Below are 16,916 nucleotides of genomic sequence, written 5' to 3'. Positions count from 1 at the left end.
CGCCGAGGCCCGAAACGCAGAGAGCGCCGCATCGGCCTCGCCGATCGGCGCTCTCGTTCGTTCGAAGGGCCCTCTCTCGTGATGGGGGCCGAGGCTCGTTCCGGACGTTTCTCTCGTGTCCGGTCGCCCTCAGGTCAGGACGTTCTCTGGCGGAGGGCGTGAATCTCGTCCTTCGCCTTGAGTTTTTGCTTCTTCAGCTCGGCCATCTCGAGCTGCTCGGAGGGCGTCAGGTACGCGTGTCGCCCGAGCTCGGCGAGGCGCTCGTCGAGCTCACGATGGCGCATCTCCGCATGGTTCAGCCGCTCGGCATCGGAATCGGTCTCGGTCACCCGCTTCATCATGCCCACCTCCTGGTGAGGGCTCCCGTTGCACTGCTGCGATGAGCCCCGTTCGCTGGTCCATCATCGAGCCGGCCCCCGAGGACGGGGAGCCGCGCGCGATGGTTTCAAGGTACCTTAGGACGAGCGGGCCCGGATCCCCTTTCCGCGTGGCTCATGTGCTTCTTCATTCGACGTTTTCCACTCGGGTCGGGTTCGTCCTTGTCGCCTCCGGCCGCCAAACGCGACGCGTCGGAGAGGTGGTCTCTCGCGATGGAGACACGAGAAACCAGGGCTCGAACGGTTGGGGTAGGAATGTTTTTTTTCACGGAGGCGCGTACGTGCCTCGCTCTCGCTCTCGCTGGCTTGCTCGCGGGGTGTGGTTCGTCCGGACCTCGGCCCGAGGTTCGAACGCCCGCGCCGAAGGCTGAGGGCGGACCCACGATCGAGGTCTCGCCCGTCGTGGTCTCGCCGTACGCCGAGGCCGAGCTCGTGCAGGAGTTCGAGCGGGCGAAGGCGCTGCTCCTCGGCGGGAAGTTTCGCGAAGCCGCCGAGGTCTTCGACAAGCTCACGCGGTATGCGCCCGACGGCGAGGTCGGGGCGGCGAGCCTCTACAACGCGGCCGTCGGGTACGAGGCGCTCGGGGAGCGTGAGGCGTCGGCCGCGCGGCTGCGGGAGTTTTTGCGGCGCTTTCCGGGCCACGCCCTCGAGCGCAGCGCGCTCTTTCGTCTGGGTCGAGCGCTCGCGTACCTGGAGCGCTGGGCCGAGCTCGTCGCCGTGTCGGAGAAGCTCCTCGCGCGGCAGGACCTCGCGGTGCTGGAGGTGATCGAGGCGCGTGGGGCGCGGGCGCTGGGGCTCGTGGAGCAGGACCTCGTGGAGGAGGCGGCGCGTGAGGTCTCGGTCGCGCGGGACCTCGTGGAGCGCGAGCGTCTGGGCGAGGCGGGCAAGCCTCCGATCGAGCTCGCGCAGCTCTGGTTCGCGGTGGGCGAGGTGCGGCGGAAGCGGAGCGAGGCGATCAAGTTCGAGCCTGTGCCCCCGAACTTCGCCGAGACGCTCGAGAAGCGCTGCCAGGGGCTGCTCGATGCGCAGGGGGCGTACACCGAGGCGATGCGGAGCCTCGACGCGCACTGGTCGGCGATGGCGGGCTACCGCGTGGGTCAGCTCTACCAGGAGCTCCACCGCGACGTGATGCGGGTGCCTCCGCCCGCGGCGGCGGACACGGTGCGCAAGCGGCAGCTCTTCGAGGGGGCGATGCGGCTGCGCTACCGCGTGCTCCTGGAGAAGGGGCTCAAGATGATGGAGGGGACGGTGCGGCTCGGGGATCGCACGGGGGAGGCGTCGGCTTGGATTGGGCGGGCGCGGGAAGCCGAGCGGGCGCTCGAGCGAACGCTAGCGGACGAGAAGGCGGCGCTCGAGCGGCTCCCGTTCACCGAGGACGAGCTCCGGGAGGCGCTCGAGGCGTTGAAGAAGAAGCCCTAGAGCATCGACCGGTTCGATGCTCGGAAGATCGCGAAGCGATCTTCCCTCAGGGGGTGAATCGTCCGGGCTTTGCCCGGACGAGAGGGGGACGCGAGGCGTCCCCCTCGGGACAAAAGAGCTAGAACATCGAGCGGTTGTAAACCGATCGATGTTCTAGCAGCCCGGCGAGCCTTCAATGAATGTCGGGCTTGCAGCCGAAGAAGATATCGAGCTTGCCGTCCGGATCGGCCTGGACGATCTGGCATGAGGCGGGGCAAAGCATGATCTTCTGCGGTTTCTTCGGATCGTCGTAATACCAGCCGGGGCCCACGCCGCAGTCGGCCACGCCCTTGGCCTGGGGGATCTCTTTTTCGATGCCCCCGCCGTTCGTGTGCTTGACCGTGGCCTTGTCGAGCTCGAGCGGCGTGCCCCCGGACGGCTCGGGGACGATGTACTCGCAGGCGACGGCCTTCGAGCGGATCTCCGTCATCTTTTGCGCGAACTGCGACACGTTCGCGGTGACGTCGTACGATTTCGTGGTCCCGCCGGCGGCGGCGATCTGGTCGAGGTTCAAGACGCTCGCGCCGTTGATGGCGACGACGTACGTCTCGACGCCGTTGTAATCGAGGGCGGCCTTCGCCAGACTCGAGATGCTCGGGATGTCGTTCTGGTTGCCGGGGCAGCTATTGGGATCGCCGTCGCTCGCGAAGACCAGGATGACCTTGTGGCTCGGGTGCGCGTCCTTGTAGGCCGTCGCATTGAAGAGCGCGCCTTCGAGCGCGCCGTACATCGGCGTCGAGCCGCCGTTCGGGCTCTCGCCGTTGATCGACTGGACGAGGGCCGGCGTGTTCCCGGGCAGGGGCCCGATCGGGACGGACAGGTCGTCGTAATGGTGGTAGTTGCAAACGAGCCCGTCGGGCGGGGTATCCACGGGGAAATACAGGATACCAACGTTGATCCCTGCCGAGGCCGGATCCTCCACGAATTGCTTGACGGCGGCCGTCGCGCCGTTCCAGTTCTGGCCGTACATGCTGCCGGAGCGGTCGAGCAGGATGACGAGATCGAGCTCGACGGGCTCGGCTTTTCCACCGGTCTGGGCGCAGGCCTCCTCCCCGCCTCCGCCGGCGCCCATCATGCCGCCGTCGAAATCGAACATATCGCCGCCCGTGCCGGCGGCGCTGCCCTGATCCGAGCCTCCGCCGCCACCTGTGCCGGTCGTCTCCTCCACGCCGTTCGTGGCATGGCCCTCATGGCCCCCGGAGGCGCTGCACGCGAGGCCGAGCGAGGAGACGCAGAGCGCCGCGAGGGCGCAGAAAGTCTTGGGGCTCTGGCCGCCGAATGCGAGGAAGCGCCCCAGAGGTCCGACCTGCGTTGTGCTCGTAATGCGGGATGCGCGGAAAAACATGTTTACTCCTGGGAATCTGGAGAAAGACGACCATCCGCTCGGTGCCTCGTATCCATCACCGATCGGGGAGCTTTGCGTCGCCGGAAGGCCGTGAACTCGAATCATTCGAGGCGCTCGGGGGGCGACGACGGAGCAAGAACGATGTATACGGCACGGACGTGCGCGGCAAGCACCCACGAATGGAAGATGGGTTTCGACGAGGGCATCGAAGCAGCGGCATTCGTCGAAATGATGGCCTTACGGAGGCTGGATCGCAATCGGGGGACGTCTGATTGCGATCTCGAACGTGCAATTTGGAAAAACTGGTGCGTCGCGGCTATACACGCCGTTCCGGACAAGGGTGCGCCGTCGCGCCGCACGGGCGAGGATTCGCGCCTCGCTGCGGCAGAGAGGTAGGTCGACGATGAGGGAATGGATGAATTGGGGGCGCATTCTCGCCTTGTCCGTGAGCGTCGTCGCCGCGGGCTGCGCACAAAAGGCGTCTGATGCCGCGCCTGGAGAGGGCGGTCGCGGCGAAAACGGCGAAGGCGGCGCGGGGGGCCAAGGCGGCCAAGGCGGCGCCTCCCTCGGGGCCACGGACTGCCCCTTGGATTGCTCGCTCATCGATGCGCCGCCCTGCCTCGCGTCCGTCTGCGACGCGGAGAAGAAGCGCTGCGCCATCGTCCCGCGCCCCGCCGGGACCTCCTGCGAGGATGGGCTCTTCTGCACCGTGGGCGATAGCTGCCAGGACGGCGTTTGCGTCGGGGGCGGGCAAAACGACTGCGGCATCGAAGCCGCGACCTGCTCGGTCGTGACCTGCCACGAGGACACGGCCTCCTGCGACGAGGGGCCCGCGCTCGACGGAGCGCCTTGCGTGTCGAGCGACGCGTGCACGGTCTCCGCGACCTGCAAGGGCGGCGCCTGCGTCGGGTCGCCGAAAAGCTGTCACTTCGCGCCCGTGCCCGACGATTGTCACGTCGCGGTCTGCAATCCGCAGACGGGCGCCTGTGAACCCGTCCCCGGCAACGAGGGCCTCGCTTGCGAGCAAGGCGGCGACCCGTGCCTGACGGGCAAGACCTGCGCCGCCGGCGTTTGCCAGGGAGGAGGCCCGAAGGACTGCGCGAGCGCCGCGGACGACTGCAACACGGGCGTCTGCGACGCGGCCACGGGGGCGTGCGTGGGCGCGCCACGCGGCGCGGGCCTTTCGTGCAGCGAAGTCGTCGACGAGTGCAATACGGGGATGTGCGACGCGTCGGGTGTTTGTCAGAGGGTGCCCACGCCGGGCGTGGCCTGCGCGTCCGCCAAGAACGACTGCAACGACGGCGTCTGCGACGCGTCGGGCGTCTGCGCGGCCGTGCCGGTCAACGAGGGCGGAGCCTGCGAGGATGGCAACGCGTGCACGCTGGGCGAGACGTGCTCGGCGGGGTCGTGTACGGGCGGCAAGGCCGAGGGGTACGTCGTCTACCTGCACGAGACGTTCGCGGACAACTCCGCGGGCTGGACGCTCGAAGGCGAGTGGCAGATCGGCCCCGCGAAGGCTTCACCGGGCAACGCCTCCCACGGCGCCGAGGACCCGGCCACGGACCGCACCTCGACGGCCGACAACGGCATCGCGGGCGTGAGCATCGGAGGGTATGCGGCTGAGGCCGTTCACCCGCCGGAGTACCTCGTGAGCCCTCCGATCGACACGAGCGGCACGGGCTCTTTGTGGCTCTCCTTCTACCGCTGGCTCAACAGCGATTACGGTCCGTACATGACGAACACCGTCGACGTCTTCGACGGGAGCGCGTGGGTCAACGTGTGGAACTCGGGCGGGCCGCCGGCGATCAAGGACGCGGCGTGGACGCTCATGACATACGACCTCACGGCATACCGAAACCCGGCGCTGCGTGTGCGTTTCGGCTTCGAGGTGGGCAACGGCGGCGTGTTCACGGTGTCGGGGTGGAACCTCGACGACGTGACGATCGCGAATGCCGTTTGCGAGGTGGTGGCGGACCCGCCCGCACCGGAGCCCCGGCCCTCTTCCGTCACGCACTGACGGGGCGTTTGTCGGGGGGGCTTCTCGGGCGAAGGAATTCGTGGCGACATGGTTCCTTCGCTCGGGTAGGATGCCGCCCATGATTGACCACATCTCGATCGGCGTTCGTGATCTGGAGAAGAGCAAGGCGTTTTACGCGGCTGCCCTCGCGCCCCTCGGTTATGCGGTGATGATGGAGTTCCCCGGCGTGCTCGGGCTCGGGGAAAAGGGCAAACCCGATTTCTGGCTCGGCGCGGGGGAGGTGGGCTTGCGCCAGCACGTCGCGTTCGTCGCCGCGGATCGCAAGACGGTCGACGCGTTTTACGAGGCCGCGATCCGCGCCGGAGGCAAGGACAACGGTGCCCCCGGGCTTCGGCCGCAGTACCACCCGAATTATTACGGCGCGTTCGTCCTGGATCCGGACGGGCACAACATCGAGGCGGTCTGTCACACGCCGTGACGGGACGGGCGCATGAGCGATGCGAGCGCCCGGCACCATCGTCGTAGGTGGCTCGCCATCGCCGGCGCCGTCTCGACTGTGCTCATCGTTTCCCTCGGCGTGATCTCGTTCTGGCCTGGCGGCGCCGCGCAGGATGGGCCGAACGACCCGAGCGACGCTGGCGACGCATCCGCGTCAGCGCCGCTCGGGAGCGCCGCTTCCGGCTCCACCGACGTACCCGACGCGTGGAGCGACGACGCCTTCGATTGCAAGCCCTGGGAAATGATCGCGGGCAACCGCGACGAGCGGACGATCCTCTTCTTTCGAAACGAGTCCTTTCAGGAGCCGTACTACCACGCGTACATCGCCGCCCACCTGGATGGTCGAGCCGAACGCCAGCTCGTCCTCACGTCGCGAGGATACCCGCGCGGGACGGCGGACCCGAGCGCTCTGCATACGCCCGAATCTCGGGCGATCCTGGCCCGGCTGGAGGGGCTGGCGAAGCGGTTCCACCGCGTGGGCGCGTGGCTGCCCTATCTCGCGTTCGGCGCAAAGGACGGGGAGAGCGCCACCACCTGGTATGTCCGGTTCGACGAGGATGGCGGCGCGGAGATCGAGACGGGACACAAGGACTGGAGCTGGGTCCGCATGCCCGGGTCTCCGGACTTCGTTCCCCGTCCGCGGGACCTCCAGGATCCACGGCGCGTAGTCGAGCGTTTACCGGTCGTCTCCTACAAATACGACGATCACCGGACAGCCCATTTGTCGGAAGGGACAGGAGACGTTTGCTTTTTCTGGGAGGCGCCGCCCGCTGCGCGCCGCAAGCTGACTTGTTCCAACGGGATCCACACCCCGTCGGTCCTCTGTGACCGCGGGATCTGTGGTCTCTTCACCAAGAGCAGCGGTTTGCTCGAGTTCTCGCTGGTCGACCAGCGAAGCGCGCAGATCCTGGCGGATGGGTACGTCGACGGCATCGCGCTGGATGCCCACCTCGGCCTGGCCGTCAACGACACCGGCCTCGCCGCGATCTCCTATACGTATTCGAAAGGAAGGACGACCGTCGTGGATACGCGAACCGGCATCGTTCGCCGAGGTCGCGACCATCGCTCGTCCGTGTCTGCGGCGAGCGTGTGGCTCGACGATCATACGCTCATCGTGTGTGAGGACGACGGACGGGGCAGGTACCGCATCGCACCACTGTCGCTCGACGACGAGGGGGCCTGGGAGGTACGCAAGCCGGACCGATGGCGGCAAGCGGATGTGGACGGAGGCTCGCGCTGATCCCCATGGCGGGCGCCGCGCGAGGCGCCTTCGTGCGGCCCTGCCCGAAGGCGGCGCGTCACGAAGGACCCTTCGGCGTCTCCGTCCATGTGGCGGGACGCGCTCAACGGCGTTCTGCGCGGTCCCGCCACATGGCGGGGCGTGCGGAAGGCGCCTTCGGCGTCTCCGTCCATGTGGCGGGCGCGCTCGAAGGAGCGTCCGGGCGTGTCGGGCAAGATCCGGCGAGGGTGGGGCGATCGGTGAGCGGTTGGCCTTCTCTCAGCGATCGCCGCAGCAGCGCTTGTACTTTTTCCCACTCCCGCAGGGGCACGGTGCGCTTCGCGCGGGGCCCGTCTGCTGCTCCTTCGCCTCCGCCGTGCGGAAGTCTTTCAGCCTGCGGCGGTCTTGGCGCAGGAGCGTGAGCGCGTAGTCCCGATCGTAGGGGACGCGGATGGCGGCGATGTAGTCGGCGGGCAGGTAGAGCTCCTCGGGCTTCGCGCGCGCGAGCCACGGGAGCGCCATGACCATCACGGGCAGGAGCTCTTGCTCTGAGATGTAGCACCCATCGACGAGGAGCAGGGCGGCGCGCGCGAGATCCCGCGGCACGTCCGCGGCGTCCGTGAAATGGTAGGGCGACGAGGAAGGGGCGCGCTTTCCGACGGTGACCGCGAGGTCGGCTCCGACCTTCGCGAGCCGGTCGGGGAGATCCATCGGGTCCGCGTCGTCGGAAAGGAAGATGTTCGTGAGCGCTCTGCGCACGGACGCGAGGTGGCTCTTGCCCTCCGGCAAGGGCGCGCTCGGTGAGAGCGCTTCTCTCACCTCCGCACGCAGCGCCGGGTAGCGGAAGCCGATCGTCGCGAACGTGAACATGCTGTCGGCGACTTCGATGACGTTGTCGGCCTCCTCATGGGCCTTCTTGTAGTGCGGGAACAGCTCCTCGCCGAGGCGCGCCGCACCCCAGAGGCCGCGGAACGCGTTGCCGACCAATCCCTGCGAGACGGCGGGGCGCGCGTACGCGCACTCGGACATGGCCTTGCGCGCGGGCTCCGGCAGCTCCTGATAGGGCGCCTTGCCGTCCATCGCGGCGAGGAGCGACAGGTGCCCGAGCGTCCACATCCGGCACCAGAGCCCGTGCAGCGTCTCGTCCCAGCGCCGATGCAGCTTGCCGTTCTTCGGCACCTCACGGAGCAGGAGCTCGCGCATGTGGTCGACCGCCTTGGCCTCCTCGATCATCCACTTCAAGAGCTCGAGGGCGAGGAACGGTTGCCACACGGCGATGCCCTCGAATTGTTCGCGCGTGAGCCACTGCCCTCGCTCGTAGAGCGCGCGCATGAGCTCCGTCGCGTTGCCCGTCGAGTTGAGGAAGCGGTCCGTGCGCTCGCGCCACGTGATGACGTTCTCCGTGATCGCGTCGAGCCGCTCCCGCGGGATGACGTGGAGGTTCCTGACGCCCATGCCCGCGCCGAGGCACGTGACGAACTTGCCGCCGCGCGTGACGATGAGGAACGGGCCCTTCTCGGGATCCGCGAGCGAGATGGCCACGCGCTCCATGCCCTCCGGGACACGCGCGGTGTTCAGGATGTGCCGCAGGAGAGGATCGTCGCGGTAGAGCGAGAGGGCGACGTCGAGGTGCGGCACCGAGAGCCGGTCGAGCCGCGAAAGGAAGTGATGCGCGTGTCCGCTGAGAGTCATGCGAAGCTCGCGGTCAAGCTCGTGATTCGATCAGGGGCCCTCGCCGACGTAGGGTTCGAGCGCGCGAACGATCGCCGCGGTCACGGAATCGACGTCGCCGTTGCCGTCGACGTGCACGAGCCGGTCGCCGCCGATGATCGCGTCGGCTTCGAGGTAAGCGCGGGCGAGGCGGGCCTGGAGCTCCGGCTCCTCGAAGAGCTCGCTCGCGCCGCCACGAGCGCGCCTGCGTTGCGCGGCGACGTCCGGATCGACGTCCACGACGACCGTGACGTCGGGCTTGAGCGCGTGGCGGTTGCAGTGGCGAATCCAGGCGATCATGTCGGCGCGCGCGGCCTCGTCTTCGATGCCGATCGACTGGTAGATGATGCTCGAGAGCTCGTACCGATCCGAGATGACCACGTAGCCGTCGCGCAGGTGCGGAGCGACCTCGGCCTCGATGTGATCGAGCCTGTCCGCCGCGAAGAGCAGCGCCATCGTGGTGTCGCGGTGCCTCGAAGGCAGGTTCACGCGCTGGGTGAGCACGAGCCGGAGCAGCGAGCCCATCGGCCCGCCGCTCGGCTCGCGCGTGACGTGCGCGAGCCTCCGGCGTCCTCGCAAGAACGAGCCGTACCGCGCGGCTTGCGTCGTGGTCCCCGCGCCGTCGATGCCCTCGAAGACGACGAACAGGCCGTCGTTTCCGTCCTCGCCTTCACGCATGGCGTTCCTCGTCTCCTTCGTTTACAGCGATCGCTTCGTGGGGGTTTGGGGGCGTAGCTCCGCTCGCCGGAGCGGAGCCCCCAAGCGTTGACTCGGGGATCGGGTCCTCGCCGAGCACCAGGTTGTCGATGAGCCGCGCGCCGCCGATGCGGATGGCGAGCGCGAGCAGCACGCGATCCGGCGTGTGTTCCTCGGGGCCGAGCACGGCGAGCGTGTCCGCGTCGGCCACGTCCACGTAGTCGATCGAGCTCGCGACGGGCGCGACGTGTCCACGCGCGAGCGCCGTGAGCATGCCGGCACGGCGCTCCCCCGCGGCGAACGCGCGCGCCGCGGCCGAGAGACCTCGCGGGATGGCGAGCGCCTGCGCGCGCGCTTCTGCCGAGAGGTACGCGTTGCGCGACGACATCGCGAGCCCATCCGGTTCGCGCACGGTCCGCACGCCGACGACCTCGACGGGCAGGAAGAGATCCCGCGTGAAGCGCTCGATGACCTTGAGCTGCTGGTAGTCCTTGCGGCCGAAGAGCGCGATGGAAGGTCCTACGAGCGCAAACAATTTCGTGACGACCGTGGCCACGCCTTCGAAGTGGCCGGGCCGGTGCACGCCGCAGAGGCCCGCGGCCGTGGCGCCGACGTGCACGCGGGTCTCGTCGCCGGGCGGGTACATGTCGGCGGGGGCCGGCGCGAAGATGCCGTGCGCGCCTGCCTCCGCGCACTTCTTCGCATCGCCTTCGAGGTCCCGCGGGTAGCGGGCGAAGTCTTCGTTCGGCCCGAACTGCGTGGGGTTCACGAAGATCGAGACGACGATGAAATCGGCGTGCTTTCGGGCCTCCTCGATGAGCGTCTGATGCCCGCGGTGCAAGGCGCCCATCGTGGGAACGAGGCCGACGCGCGCGCCGCGCTGCCGGGCCTCGTCACACGCACGCCGGAAGTCGAGAGGTGCGCGCCAGATCTCCATGGCGCGCCCACGCTAGCAGAAAGGACACGCCACAAGGAACCGACCGACCTCCACGGCGCTCGCTTCTCTCGGGTTCGATCGACTGACCCAAGCGATCGGGTAGGCTAGACTGAGTTCATCGTGACGTTCGAGACTCCTTCCACGCCCGATGTCGCAGCTCGCCATTCGTCCCTGGTCCCGGCCGCGGGCGACTCGGATCCCCTGCAGTACCTCAATCGCGAGCTCTCGTGGCTCGAGTTCAACGCCCGCGTCCTCTCCGAGGCCGGCTCGATGGAGGTGCCGCTCTTCGAACGCCTCAAGTTCCTCGGCATCTTCTTCTCGAACCTCGACGAGTTCTTCATGGTGCGCGTGGCGGGCCTGCAGGCCCAGACGCACCGCACGATCACCGAGGTCCCGCCGGACGGCATGAAGCCGCAGGAGCAGCTCCTCGCCATCAGCGCGCGGGCGCACGCGCTCGTCGACAGCGCCTACCGGCTCTGGAACACGGAGATGCTGCCGGCGCTCCATCGCGTCGGCGTGCGGATCGTGCGACCCGAGGAGCTCGACGCGGCCGAGCTCGCGGCGCTCGACGAGCGGTTCCGCACGGACATCTTCCCGATCCTCACGCCGCTGGCGATCGATCCCGGCCATCCGTTCCCGCACCTGCGCAACAAGAGCATCAACCTCGGCATCATGTTCAGCCGCGAGCACGAGGGCGAGGAGCCCGGCTTCGGCGTGATCCAGGTGCCGCCGATGCTGAGCCGCCTCATGCGCGTGCGCGTCGACGGTTGCGGCCGGGCGTTCGTGCTGCTCGAGGACGTGATCGCGCGCCACGTAAAAGAGTTCTTCCCGGTCTCGCGCCTCCGCGGGACGTACCCGTTCCGCGTCACGCGCAACTGGGACCTCGAGATCGACGAGGAAGAAGGCGAGGACCTCCTCGAGACGATCCAGGCCGAGCTCCGGCGCCGCGATCGCGGCAACGCCGTGCGCGTGGAGATCGGCGTCGGCGGCGGCGTGGGCGCGAGCGTGCAGCGCCTCTGCCGCGCGCTCGGCATCGATCCGAGCCTCGACGTCTACCGTATCTCGGGCCCGCTCAGCATCGCGGATCTCGTCTCCGTGGTGGGCGAGGAGGATCGGCGGGATCTGCGAGACGAGGTCTTCACGCCGCAGGTGCCGGTCGCGCTGCGCGACGTCGAGGATCCGTTCGCCGTGATCCGCGAGCGGGACGTCTTGTTGCACCACCCGTACGACTCGTTCGAGCCGGTGGTCGAGTTCATCTCACGCGCGGCCGACGATCCGAACGTGCTCGCGATCAAGCAGACGCTCTACCGCACCGGCGGCGACTCGCCGATCGTGAAGGCGCTCGCGCGGGCCGCGGAGAACGGCAAGCAGGTGACGGCGATCGTCGAGCTCAAGGCGCGCTTCGACGAGGCCTCGAACATCCAGTGGGCGCGTACGCTCGAGCAGAGCGGTGCGCAGGTGATCTACGGCCTGCTCGGGCTGAAGACGCACGTGAAGGCGCTGCTCGTGGTGCGGCGGGAGAAGGACAAACTCCGGCGCTACGTGCACCTCTCGACAGGCAACTACAACCCGCACACGGCGCGCCTCTACACGGACTTCGGGCTCTTCACGGCGAACCGCGAGCTCGGCGAGGACGTGACCTCGCTCTTCAACCTGCTCACGGGCTACAGCGCGCCGCCGAAGTGGAACCGGCTCGTGGTGGCGCCGCTCGGGCTGCACGAGGCGATCCTCGGGCTCATCGCGCGCGAGACCGAGCACGCGCGCGCCGGTCGCAAGGCCGAGATCGTGGCGCAGATGAACGCGCTCGTGGACGTGGACGTGATCGACGCGCTGTATTCGGCGAGCCAGCACGGCGTCGACATCCGGCTCTTCGTCCGCGGCATCTGCTGCTTGCGTCCCGGGATCCCGGGGCTGTCGGAGCGGATCCAGGTGCGCGCGCTCATCGACCGATTCCTCGAGCACAAGCGCGTCTTCCGTTTCGCGAACGGCGGGAGCGAAGAGTTTTACTTCTCGAGCGCGGACTGGATGCCGCGGAACTTCCACCGCCGCGTGGAGGTGCTCGTGCCGCTGCTCGATCCGGCCGCGCGCACCCGCGCCGAGGACATGCTCGCGACGCTCGAGGCCGACACGGCGAAGACGTGGACGCTCAACGCGGACGGCAGCTACACGCGTGTCGCGACGCCCGCGGGCGCGACCCCGGTGCGCTCGCAGCAGCGGTTCATGGAGCTTGCGCGCGAGCGGCCGAAACCGGCCGACGTGCTCTCGCGGGGCGGCCGGTTCCACATCTTCCAGGTGGGCCACGGCGAGGGCGGCGACGAGCTACGCCGCAAGAACGGCAAGAAGAAGAAGCACCATCCTCCGTCTTAGTCCCGAGGGGGACGCCTCGCGTCCCCCTCTCGGCCAGGCATAGCCCGGCCGATTCACCCCCCGAGGCTCGCTCGCTGCGCGATCGAGCAGAGCGCCTGTTCGGCGCTCTACGAGGGTTTTTCAGGGTTTGACGGAGACCTTGTGCACGAGGTCTCCGTCGACGAACGAGCTCCACGCCCCCGTCGCGCGGCCGATCCACGCGTACTGACCGTCGAGGTGCGGGTGCCTCGCGTGCATCACGAAGATCTGACTCGACCCGGTGTCGCGGCCCGCGAGCGCGACGCCCACGGTGAGCGGATCGAACGCGATCGGCGAGGTCTCGCAGCGCAGCGGTGCCTTGCCCGTCGGTCCGCCGTAGCCGTCGCCGAAGGGCGCGCCGAGCTGCGTCACGAAGCCCGGCACCACGCGGTGCACGACCATCCCGTCGTAGTAACCGGCGCGCGCGAGATCCACGACGCGCGTGACGGCCACCGGCGCCACGTTGGCGTCGAGCACGAGCGAAGCCTCGCCGACGTCCGTCTCCAGGGTGAGCGTCACCGTGCCCATCGCGCGCGCATCGAGCTCCGGCGGCTTCGGCCCGCCGCCCGGCGGCGCCTTGCAGGACGTCACCGGTTTGCCCGAGACGAGCTCGATCGCCTTCTCCGCGCGCTTGCGGAGCTCGGGCCACGACGATCGGCAGAGCTCTTCGAGCCGCGGCTGCGTCTCCTTCAAGCCGAGCGCACCTGCGGCCTCGATCATCGAGCTCACGTGCTCGGGATCGTTCTCCACGTCGGCGCGACCGAGCGCCGCCACGATGGCCTTCACGATCGCGGGCGAAGGCGCGCGCGTGACCGTTTCCTCCGCGGCCTGTTCCTCGTCGCCCTTCTTCTTCTTGCCCTTCTTCTTTCGTTTCTCGGGCTCGGCCGCGAGGTTCGGCTTCCGCGCGATCACGCCGGCCGCCGTCGACACGAGGCCCGGCTCCGGTGCTGCGAGCGCGGCTTCGAGCAGCGGCCCTGCCTCCTCCGCGAGCTCTTCGTGCGTCGGGAGAAGCTCGATCGCGGCCTCGCGCGCCCGCAGATCGCCGCCCTTCGCGTGCGTGAGGAACACCGCGCGTCGCGAGCCCTCGATCGGCGCGCGATCCAGCACCTTCACCATCGCCCGCGCGCCGATCGATCCCGGCTGTCCCGGAACCTTCGCGCCTGCGTCCGCGCCGTCGCCCGTCGCGAGCGCGGTCGTCACGTCGCACCGCGTGAGCAGCGGATCCCGCACGTCGGCGCCCGCGAGCGCCGTCGCGGCGCTGCACCGGATCCAGGACAAGCGCCGCAGCACCGTGACCGGCGCCGAGGGAGGGGGCTCCATCGTGGCCAGATCCTTGAGCCACTTTTTCGCCTTGGTCGTCGGTTCGAGCGCGTCGAGCGTGGCGAGAAGCACGCCGATGTCCTCGCCGAGCGCGGTGAGCGCGACGGCTCCACCCGGCGGGATGAGCGCGGGCAACGTGGACGCGAGCATGGTTTGTCCAGCCGTACCGAGCCGACGGAGCGCGCGCGCGGCCTCCGCGCGTTCGGCCGCCGTGAAGAGCGTCGCCCCGCCGAGCACACGTCCGAGATCCGCCGCGGCCTCCGGGCCTGCACGACCGAGCGCGCGGACGGCGAAGATCCGGTACGGGCCGGGCTCCGCGAGGCGCGCGCCCGCGACCTCACGCAGGCGCGCCGTCACCGTGTTCGGCACGTTTTCGAGCCGGCCGATGGGGAAGAGCCCCTCGGGCGCGGGCGGCGACGACGCGCTCCCCGCCGCGAGGTTGAGCAGCGCCGCGAGCGTCTCCTCGCGGAGCCGCTCCTTCACCGCGGCGAGATCTCCCAGCGCGAACGCCGCGGCCGACGCTTGCGCCTCCGTGCCCGAGAGCCACGCGACCAGCGTCGGCTCGCTCTGATCGGCCCCGCAGCGGCCGATGGCACGCGCGATCGCGATGCGCGGCTCGAACTTGGCGCTCTCTCGTCCCTCGACCGGCGCGCTTTTCGCAGGCGGGTCCTCCTTCGCATCGCCGATCGACAACGACCGCGCCACGAGCGCCGTGACCGTCGCCTTGTCGCCCTTCGTGCACGACGAACCGAGCCCGTAGGCCGCCCACGTGACGACCTCCGGATCCTCGTCAGCGAGCGCGCGCAAGAGCCCCGGCTGCGCGTCCGCGCCGCCGATCCGCGCGAGCGCTCGGGCCGCTGCGCGCCGCACGGAGACATCACGGTTCTGCTGATCCGAGTTCGTGATCTCCGCGGCCGCGCGCCGATGCTCCGCGGCGAGCAGCGCTTCTTGCCGCTGCTTCGCTTCATCCACCACCACGACCGCCGCGTCGCTCGCCGCGTCCGATCCTGCGTCCGTGCTCGACGTCGTGGGCTCGCCTCGGCTGCACGCGCCGAGCGCGGCGACGATGCTGATCACGAGGCCTCGCCTCGTTCCCTCGCACTTCATCGAGCGTTCTCCTCGGCGTTTATCGCGCCGGACACACGGGGACCGGGCCTTGGCACGGCGCGAACGAGCGCGTGCGCGCGCCGGAGGGCGCGTCGATCGAGCCACGTGCAGACGAGCTCGTGCCCGCGTCGGTACACGCGTCGGAGGGCCCCGGCACGCACGCCTTCGGACGGCAGCGGCCACGCATCGACGCCCACGCGGCGAAAATTCTGGATCGCGCGCTCCACGTGCCACGCGCACGTCACCACGAGCACACGCCGCGCTTCTCGCCGACGCAGGATCTCCGCCGAGAACACCGCGTTTTCGTGTGTCGTGAGCGACCAGAGCTCGGTCGTCACGGCCTCTTCCGGCACCCCTGCACGGACCAGCGCTCGGCGCAAGGCTTCCGCTTCGATCTGTGCGCCCCAGCGACGCCCGCCACTGGTCACGATGTGGGGCGCGACACCCGCCAGATACGCTTCCGCGGCCTTGGCTGCGCGGCGCGCCGCGGCGGTCGTGAGCCGACCCGACGGCAGCACGCGGCATCCGAGGACCACGATGGCATCTGCGCGATCCAACATCGGGCCGACGATAGCCGAACCGACGCCGCTCGCCAGAAAGTCACGTAAGGGCCACCTCTCGCTTGACGTTGCGCCCGGAAGGCATTTATCACGGGGAATCGGACCAAGGGCGGGGGCCGGAAGGGCGATCAGGATGCGACTCAAGATGTGGGGTGTCCGCGGAAGCATCCCCACGCCCGGACCCGACACGGTCGAGTTCGGCGGCAACACGAGCTGCTACGAAGTGCGGGCCGGCGAGACGTTGATCATCCTGGACGGGGGCACGGGTCTGCGCCTCCTCGGGCAGAGCCTTCTCCGGGAGATGCCGTTCGAGGCGTGGATGTTCTTCAGCCACGTCCACTGGGATCACATCCAGGGCTTCCCGTTCTTCACGCCAGCCTTCGTCCGCAAGAACACGGTCCACCTTTTCGGCGGCCTCAACGTCTCGCGCACGCTCGAAGAGACGCTCGCGGGCCAGATGGACTACCCGAGCTTCCCCGTCCATCTCTCGGAGATGGGCGCGAACATGACCTTCCGCGACCTCTACGAGGGCGAGGTCGTGACGATCGGTCGCAAGCAAGACGTGCGCGTCTCGAACGCGCGCGGCAACCACCCGAACGGCGTCTACGCGTACCGCATCGACCACGAGGGCAAGTCGATCGTGTACATCACGGACTCGGAGCACTACGCGATCGTGGATCCGAAGCTCCGCAAGCTCTCCCAAGGCGCGGACATCCTGATCTTCGACGCGATGTACACGCCCGAGGAGTACGCGGGCGAGGTCGGCGGCGGCCCGAAGACGGGCTGGGGTCACGCGACGTTCGTCGCAGGTTGCGAGCTCGCGATTGCCGCGGGCGTCAAGCAGCTCATCCTGCACCACCACGATCCGCTCCAGACCGACGCGATGGTCCGCGAGAAGGAGCTCCGCGCGCGGGAGCTCTTCCCGAACACGATCGCCGCGAAAGAAGGAATGGTCATCGAGATCTGAGGGAGGGCCGGGGGCGGTTTTCCCTTGGAGGTCGAACGATCGCCCTCATCCGAGCGCTGCTGAGCATGGGTCTCATCTGGGTGGCGCTGCGCTGGGGCGTTGCCCCAGGCCCCACCAGGGGCTGTCCGCCCCTGGACCTGGACCAGCGCAAGCGCTGGACCCGGGGTCGATGAACTGCGCTCCGCGCAGTTCATCGAACAGGCCGAGGAACGACCCCTGCCAACCAAGACAGCCGCGCTGACCGTTCGACTGGCAACGTTGTCCCTGGTCTTCCAACGGGCCCGTTGGAAGAACTGCGCATCGCGCAGTTCTTCCACCTCGAGTCCAGCGCTTGCGCTGGTCCGGGGTGCAGGGGGTGG

The 16,916-nt window shown here is 68.9% G+C and carries 13 protein-coding genes; 6 read left to right on the top strand and 7 right to left on the bottom strand.

Features of this window, described 5'->3' with window-relative positions:
• Window positions 1-134 precede the first annotated feature (134 nt).
• Complete coding sequence (locus KEG57_RS11430; RefSeq protein ID WP_272420090.1) at window positions 135-341, bottom strand: HP1242/YdcH family protein; 207 nt, start codon at window positions 339-341, stop codon at window positions 135-137.
• A gap of 291 nt (window positions 342-632) precedes the next feature.
• Between KEG57_RS11430 and KEG57_RS11425 the strand changes: the two genes are divergently transcribed.
• Window positions 633-1,796 carry an outer membrane protein assembly factor BamD gene (locus KEG57_RS11425; protein WP_272420091.1) on the top strand — a complete coding sequence of 388 codons (1,164 nt, stop codon included), beginning with the start codon at window positions 633-635 and terminating at the stop codon, window positions 1,794-1,796.
• Window positions 1,797-1,968: 172 nt separating this feature from the next.
• Here the strand turns inward: KEG57_RS11425 and KEG57_RS11420 are convergent, their stop codons facing one another.
• Window positions 1,969-3,180 carry a vWA domain-containing protein gene (locus tag KEG57_RS11420; RefSeq protein WP_272420092.1) on the bottom strand — a complete coding sequence of 404 codons (1,212 nt, stop codon included), beginning with the start codon at window positions 3,178-3,180 and terminating at the stop codon, window positions 1,969-1,971.
• A gap of 415 nt (window positions 3,181-3,595) precedes the next feature.
• Here KEG57_RS11420 and KEG57_RS11415 point away from each other — a divergent pair, with 415 nt between their 5' ends.
• The 3 genes from KEG57_RS11415 to KEG57_RS11405 all read left to right on the top strand — a co-directional run bounded on the left by KEG57_RS11415 (window position 3,596) and on the right by KEG57_RS11405 (window position 6,896).
• Window positions 3,596-5,197, top strand: a complete 1,602-nt coding sequence (locus KEG57_RS11415) for a hypothetical protein (protein ID WP_272458460.1) — start codon at window positions 3,596-3,598, stop codon at window positions 5,195-5,197.
• A gap of 79 nt (window positions 5,198-5,276) precedes the next feature.
• Window positions 5,277-5,636: a VOC family protein gene (locus KEG57_RS11410; RefSeq protein WP_272420094.1), complete on the top strand. Its 360-nt coding sequence runs from the start codon at window positions 5,277-5,279 to the stop codon at window positions 5,634-5,636.
• Window positions 5,637-5,648: 12 nt separating this feature from the next.
• Window positions 5,649-6,896, top strand: coding sequence for a hypothetical protein (locus tag KEG57_RS11405; RefSeq protein WP_272458459.1), 1,248 nt, complete (start codon window positions 5,649-5,651; stop codon window positions 6,894-6,896).
• 258 nt (window positions 6,897-7,154) lie between these two features.
• Here KEG57_RS11405 and KEG57_RS11400 read toward each other — a convergent pair whose 3' ends face one another.
• Genes KEG57_RS11400 through panC form a run of 3 tightly spaced genes read right to left on the bottom strand, consistent with a single transcriptional unit; the run spans window position 7,155 to window position 10,218 of the window.
• Entirely contained in the window at window positions 7,155-8,567 is a 1,413-nt protein-coding gene (locus KEG57_RS11400; RefSeq protein WP_272458458.1) for a YecA family protein, read from the bottom strand.
• A 30-nt stretch (window positions 8,568-8,597) separates the two neighbouring features.
• Window positions 8,598-9,263 carry a dTMP kinase gene (tmk, locus tag KEG57_RS11395; protein WP_272458457.1) on the bottom strand — a complete coding sequence of 222 codons (666 nt, stop codon included), beginning with the start codon at window positions 9,261-9,263 and terminating at the stop codon, window positions 8,598-8,600.
• A complete protein-coding gene (gene panC / locus KEG57_RS11390; RefSeq protein ID WP_276605128.1) occupies window positions 9,256-10,218 on the bottom strand; it encodes a pantoate--beta-alanine ligase in 963 nt (320 codons plus the stop codon). Before panC ends, tmk begins: the two co-directional genes overlap by 8 nt.
• 120 nt (window positions 10,219-10,338) lie before the next feature.
• Here panC and ppk1 point away from each other — a divergent pair, with 120 nt between their 5' ends.
• Window positions 10,339-12,585, top strand: coding sequence for a polyphosphate kinase 1 (gene ppk1 / locus KEG57_RS11385; RefSeq protein WP_272458456.1), 2,247 nt, complete (start codon window positions 10,339-10,341; stop codon window positions 12,583-12,585).
• A gap of 120 nt (window positions 12,586-12,705) precedes the next feature.
• On the opposite strand, the gene KEG57_RS11380 is transcribed toward ppk1, so the two are convergent.
• Together KEG57_RS11380 and KEG57_RS11375 are read right to left on the bottom strand one after the other, a co-directional pair.
• Window positions 12,706-15,030, bottom strand: coding sequence for a peptidylprolyl isomerase (locus KEG57_RS11380; protein WP_272458455.1), 2,325 nt, complete (start codon window positions 15,028-15,030; stop codon window positions 12,706-12,708).
• Window positions 15,027-15,590, bottom strand: a complete 564-nt coding sequence (locus KEG57_RS11375; RefSeq protein WP_272458454.1) for a YdcF family protein — start codon at window positions 15,588-15,590, stop codon at window positions 15,027-15,029. The genes KEG57_RS11380 and KEG57_RS11375 overlap by 4 nt, the downstream gene beginning before the upstream one ends.
• A 133-nt stretch (window positions 15,591-15,723) precedes the next feature.
• Here KEG57_RS11375 and KEG57_RS11370 point away from each other — a divergent pair, with 133 nt between their 5' ends.
• Entirely contained in the window at window positions 15,724-16,557 is an 834-nt protein-coding gene (locus KEG57_RS11370) for an MBL fold metallo-hydrolase (RefSeq protein ID WP_272420102.1), read from the top strand.
• Window positions 16,558-16,916 lie beyond the last annotated feature (359 nt).

Source organism: Polyangium jinanense (assembly GCF_028435365.1).
This window is presented reverse-complemented; position numbering and strand designations above follow the sequence as displayed.

Bases quoted from the DNA above. Each gene is read 5' to 3' on its own strand.
- KEG57_RS11430 (WP_272420090.1), bottom strand. From the start codon at position 341: ATGATGAAGCGGGTGACCGAGACCGATTCCGATGCCGAGCGGCTGAAC.
- KEG57_RS11425 (WP_272420091.1), top strand. From the start codon at position 633: ATGTTTTTTTTCACGGAGGCGCGTACGTGCCTCGCTCTCGCTCTCGCT.
- KEG57_RS11420 (WP_272420092.1), bottom strand. From the start codon at position 3,180: ATGTTTTTCCGCGCATCCCGCATTACGAGCACAACGCAGGTCGGACCT.
- KEG57_RS11415 (WP_272458460.1), top strand. From the start codon at position 3,596: ATGAATTGGGGGCGCATTCTCGCCTTGTCCGTGAGCGTCGTCGCCGCG.
- KEG57_RS11410 (WP_272420094.1), top strand. From the start codon at position 5,277: ATGATTGACCACATCTCGATCGGCGTTCGTGATCTGGAGAAGAGCAAG.
- KEG57_RS11405 (WP_272458459.1), top strand. From the start codon at position 5,649: ATGAGCGATGCGAGCGCCCGGCACCATCGTCGTAGGTGGCTCGCCATC.
- KEG57_RS11400 (WP_272458458.1), bottom strand. From the start codon at position 8,567: ATGACTCTCAGCGGACACGCGCATCACTTCCTTTCGCGGCTCGACCGG.
- tmk (WP_272458457.1), bottom strand. From the start codon at position 9,263: ATGCGTGAAGGCGAGGACGGAAACGACGGCCTGTTCGTCGTCTTCGAG.
- panC (WP_276605128.1), bottom strand. From the start codon at position 10,218: ATGGAGATCTGGCGCGCACCTCTCGACTTCCGGCGTGCGTGTGACGAG.
- KEG57_RS11380 (WP_272458455.1), bottom strand. From the start codon at position 15,030: ATGAAGTGCGAGGGAACGAGGCGAGGCCTCGTGATCAGCATCGTCGCC.
- KEG57_RS11375 (WP_272458454.1), bottom strand. From the start codon at position 15,590: ATGTTGGATCGCGCAGATGCCATCGTGGTCCTCGGATGCCGCGTGCTG.
- KEG57_RS11370 (WP_272420102.1), top strand. From the start codon at position 15,724: ATGCGACTCAAGATGTGGGGTGTCCGCGGAAGCATCCCCACGCCCGGA.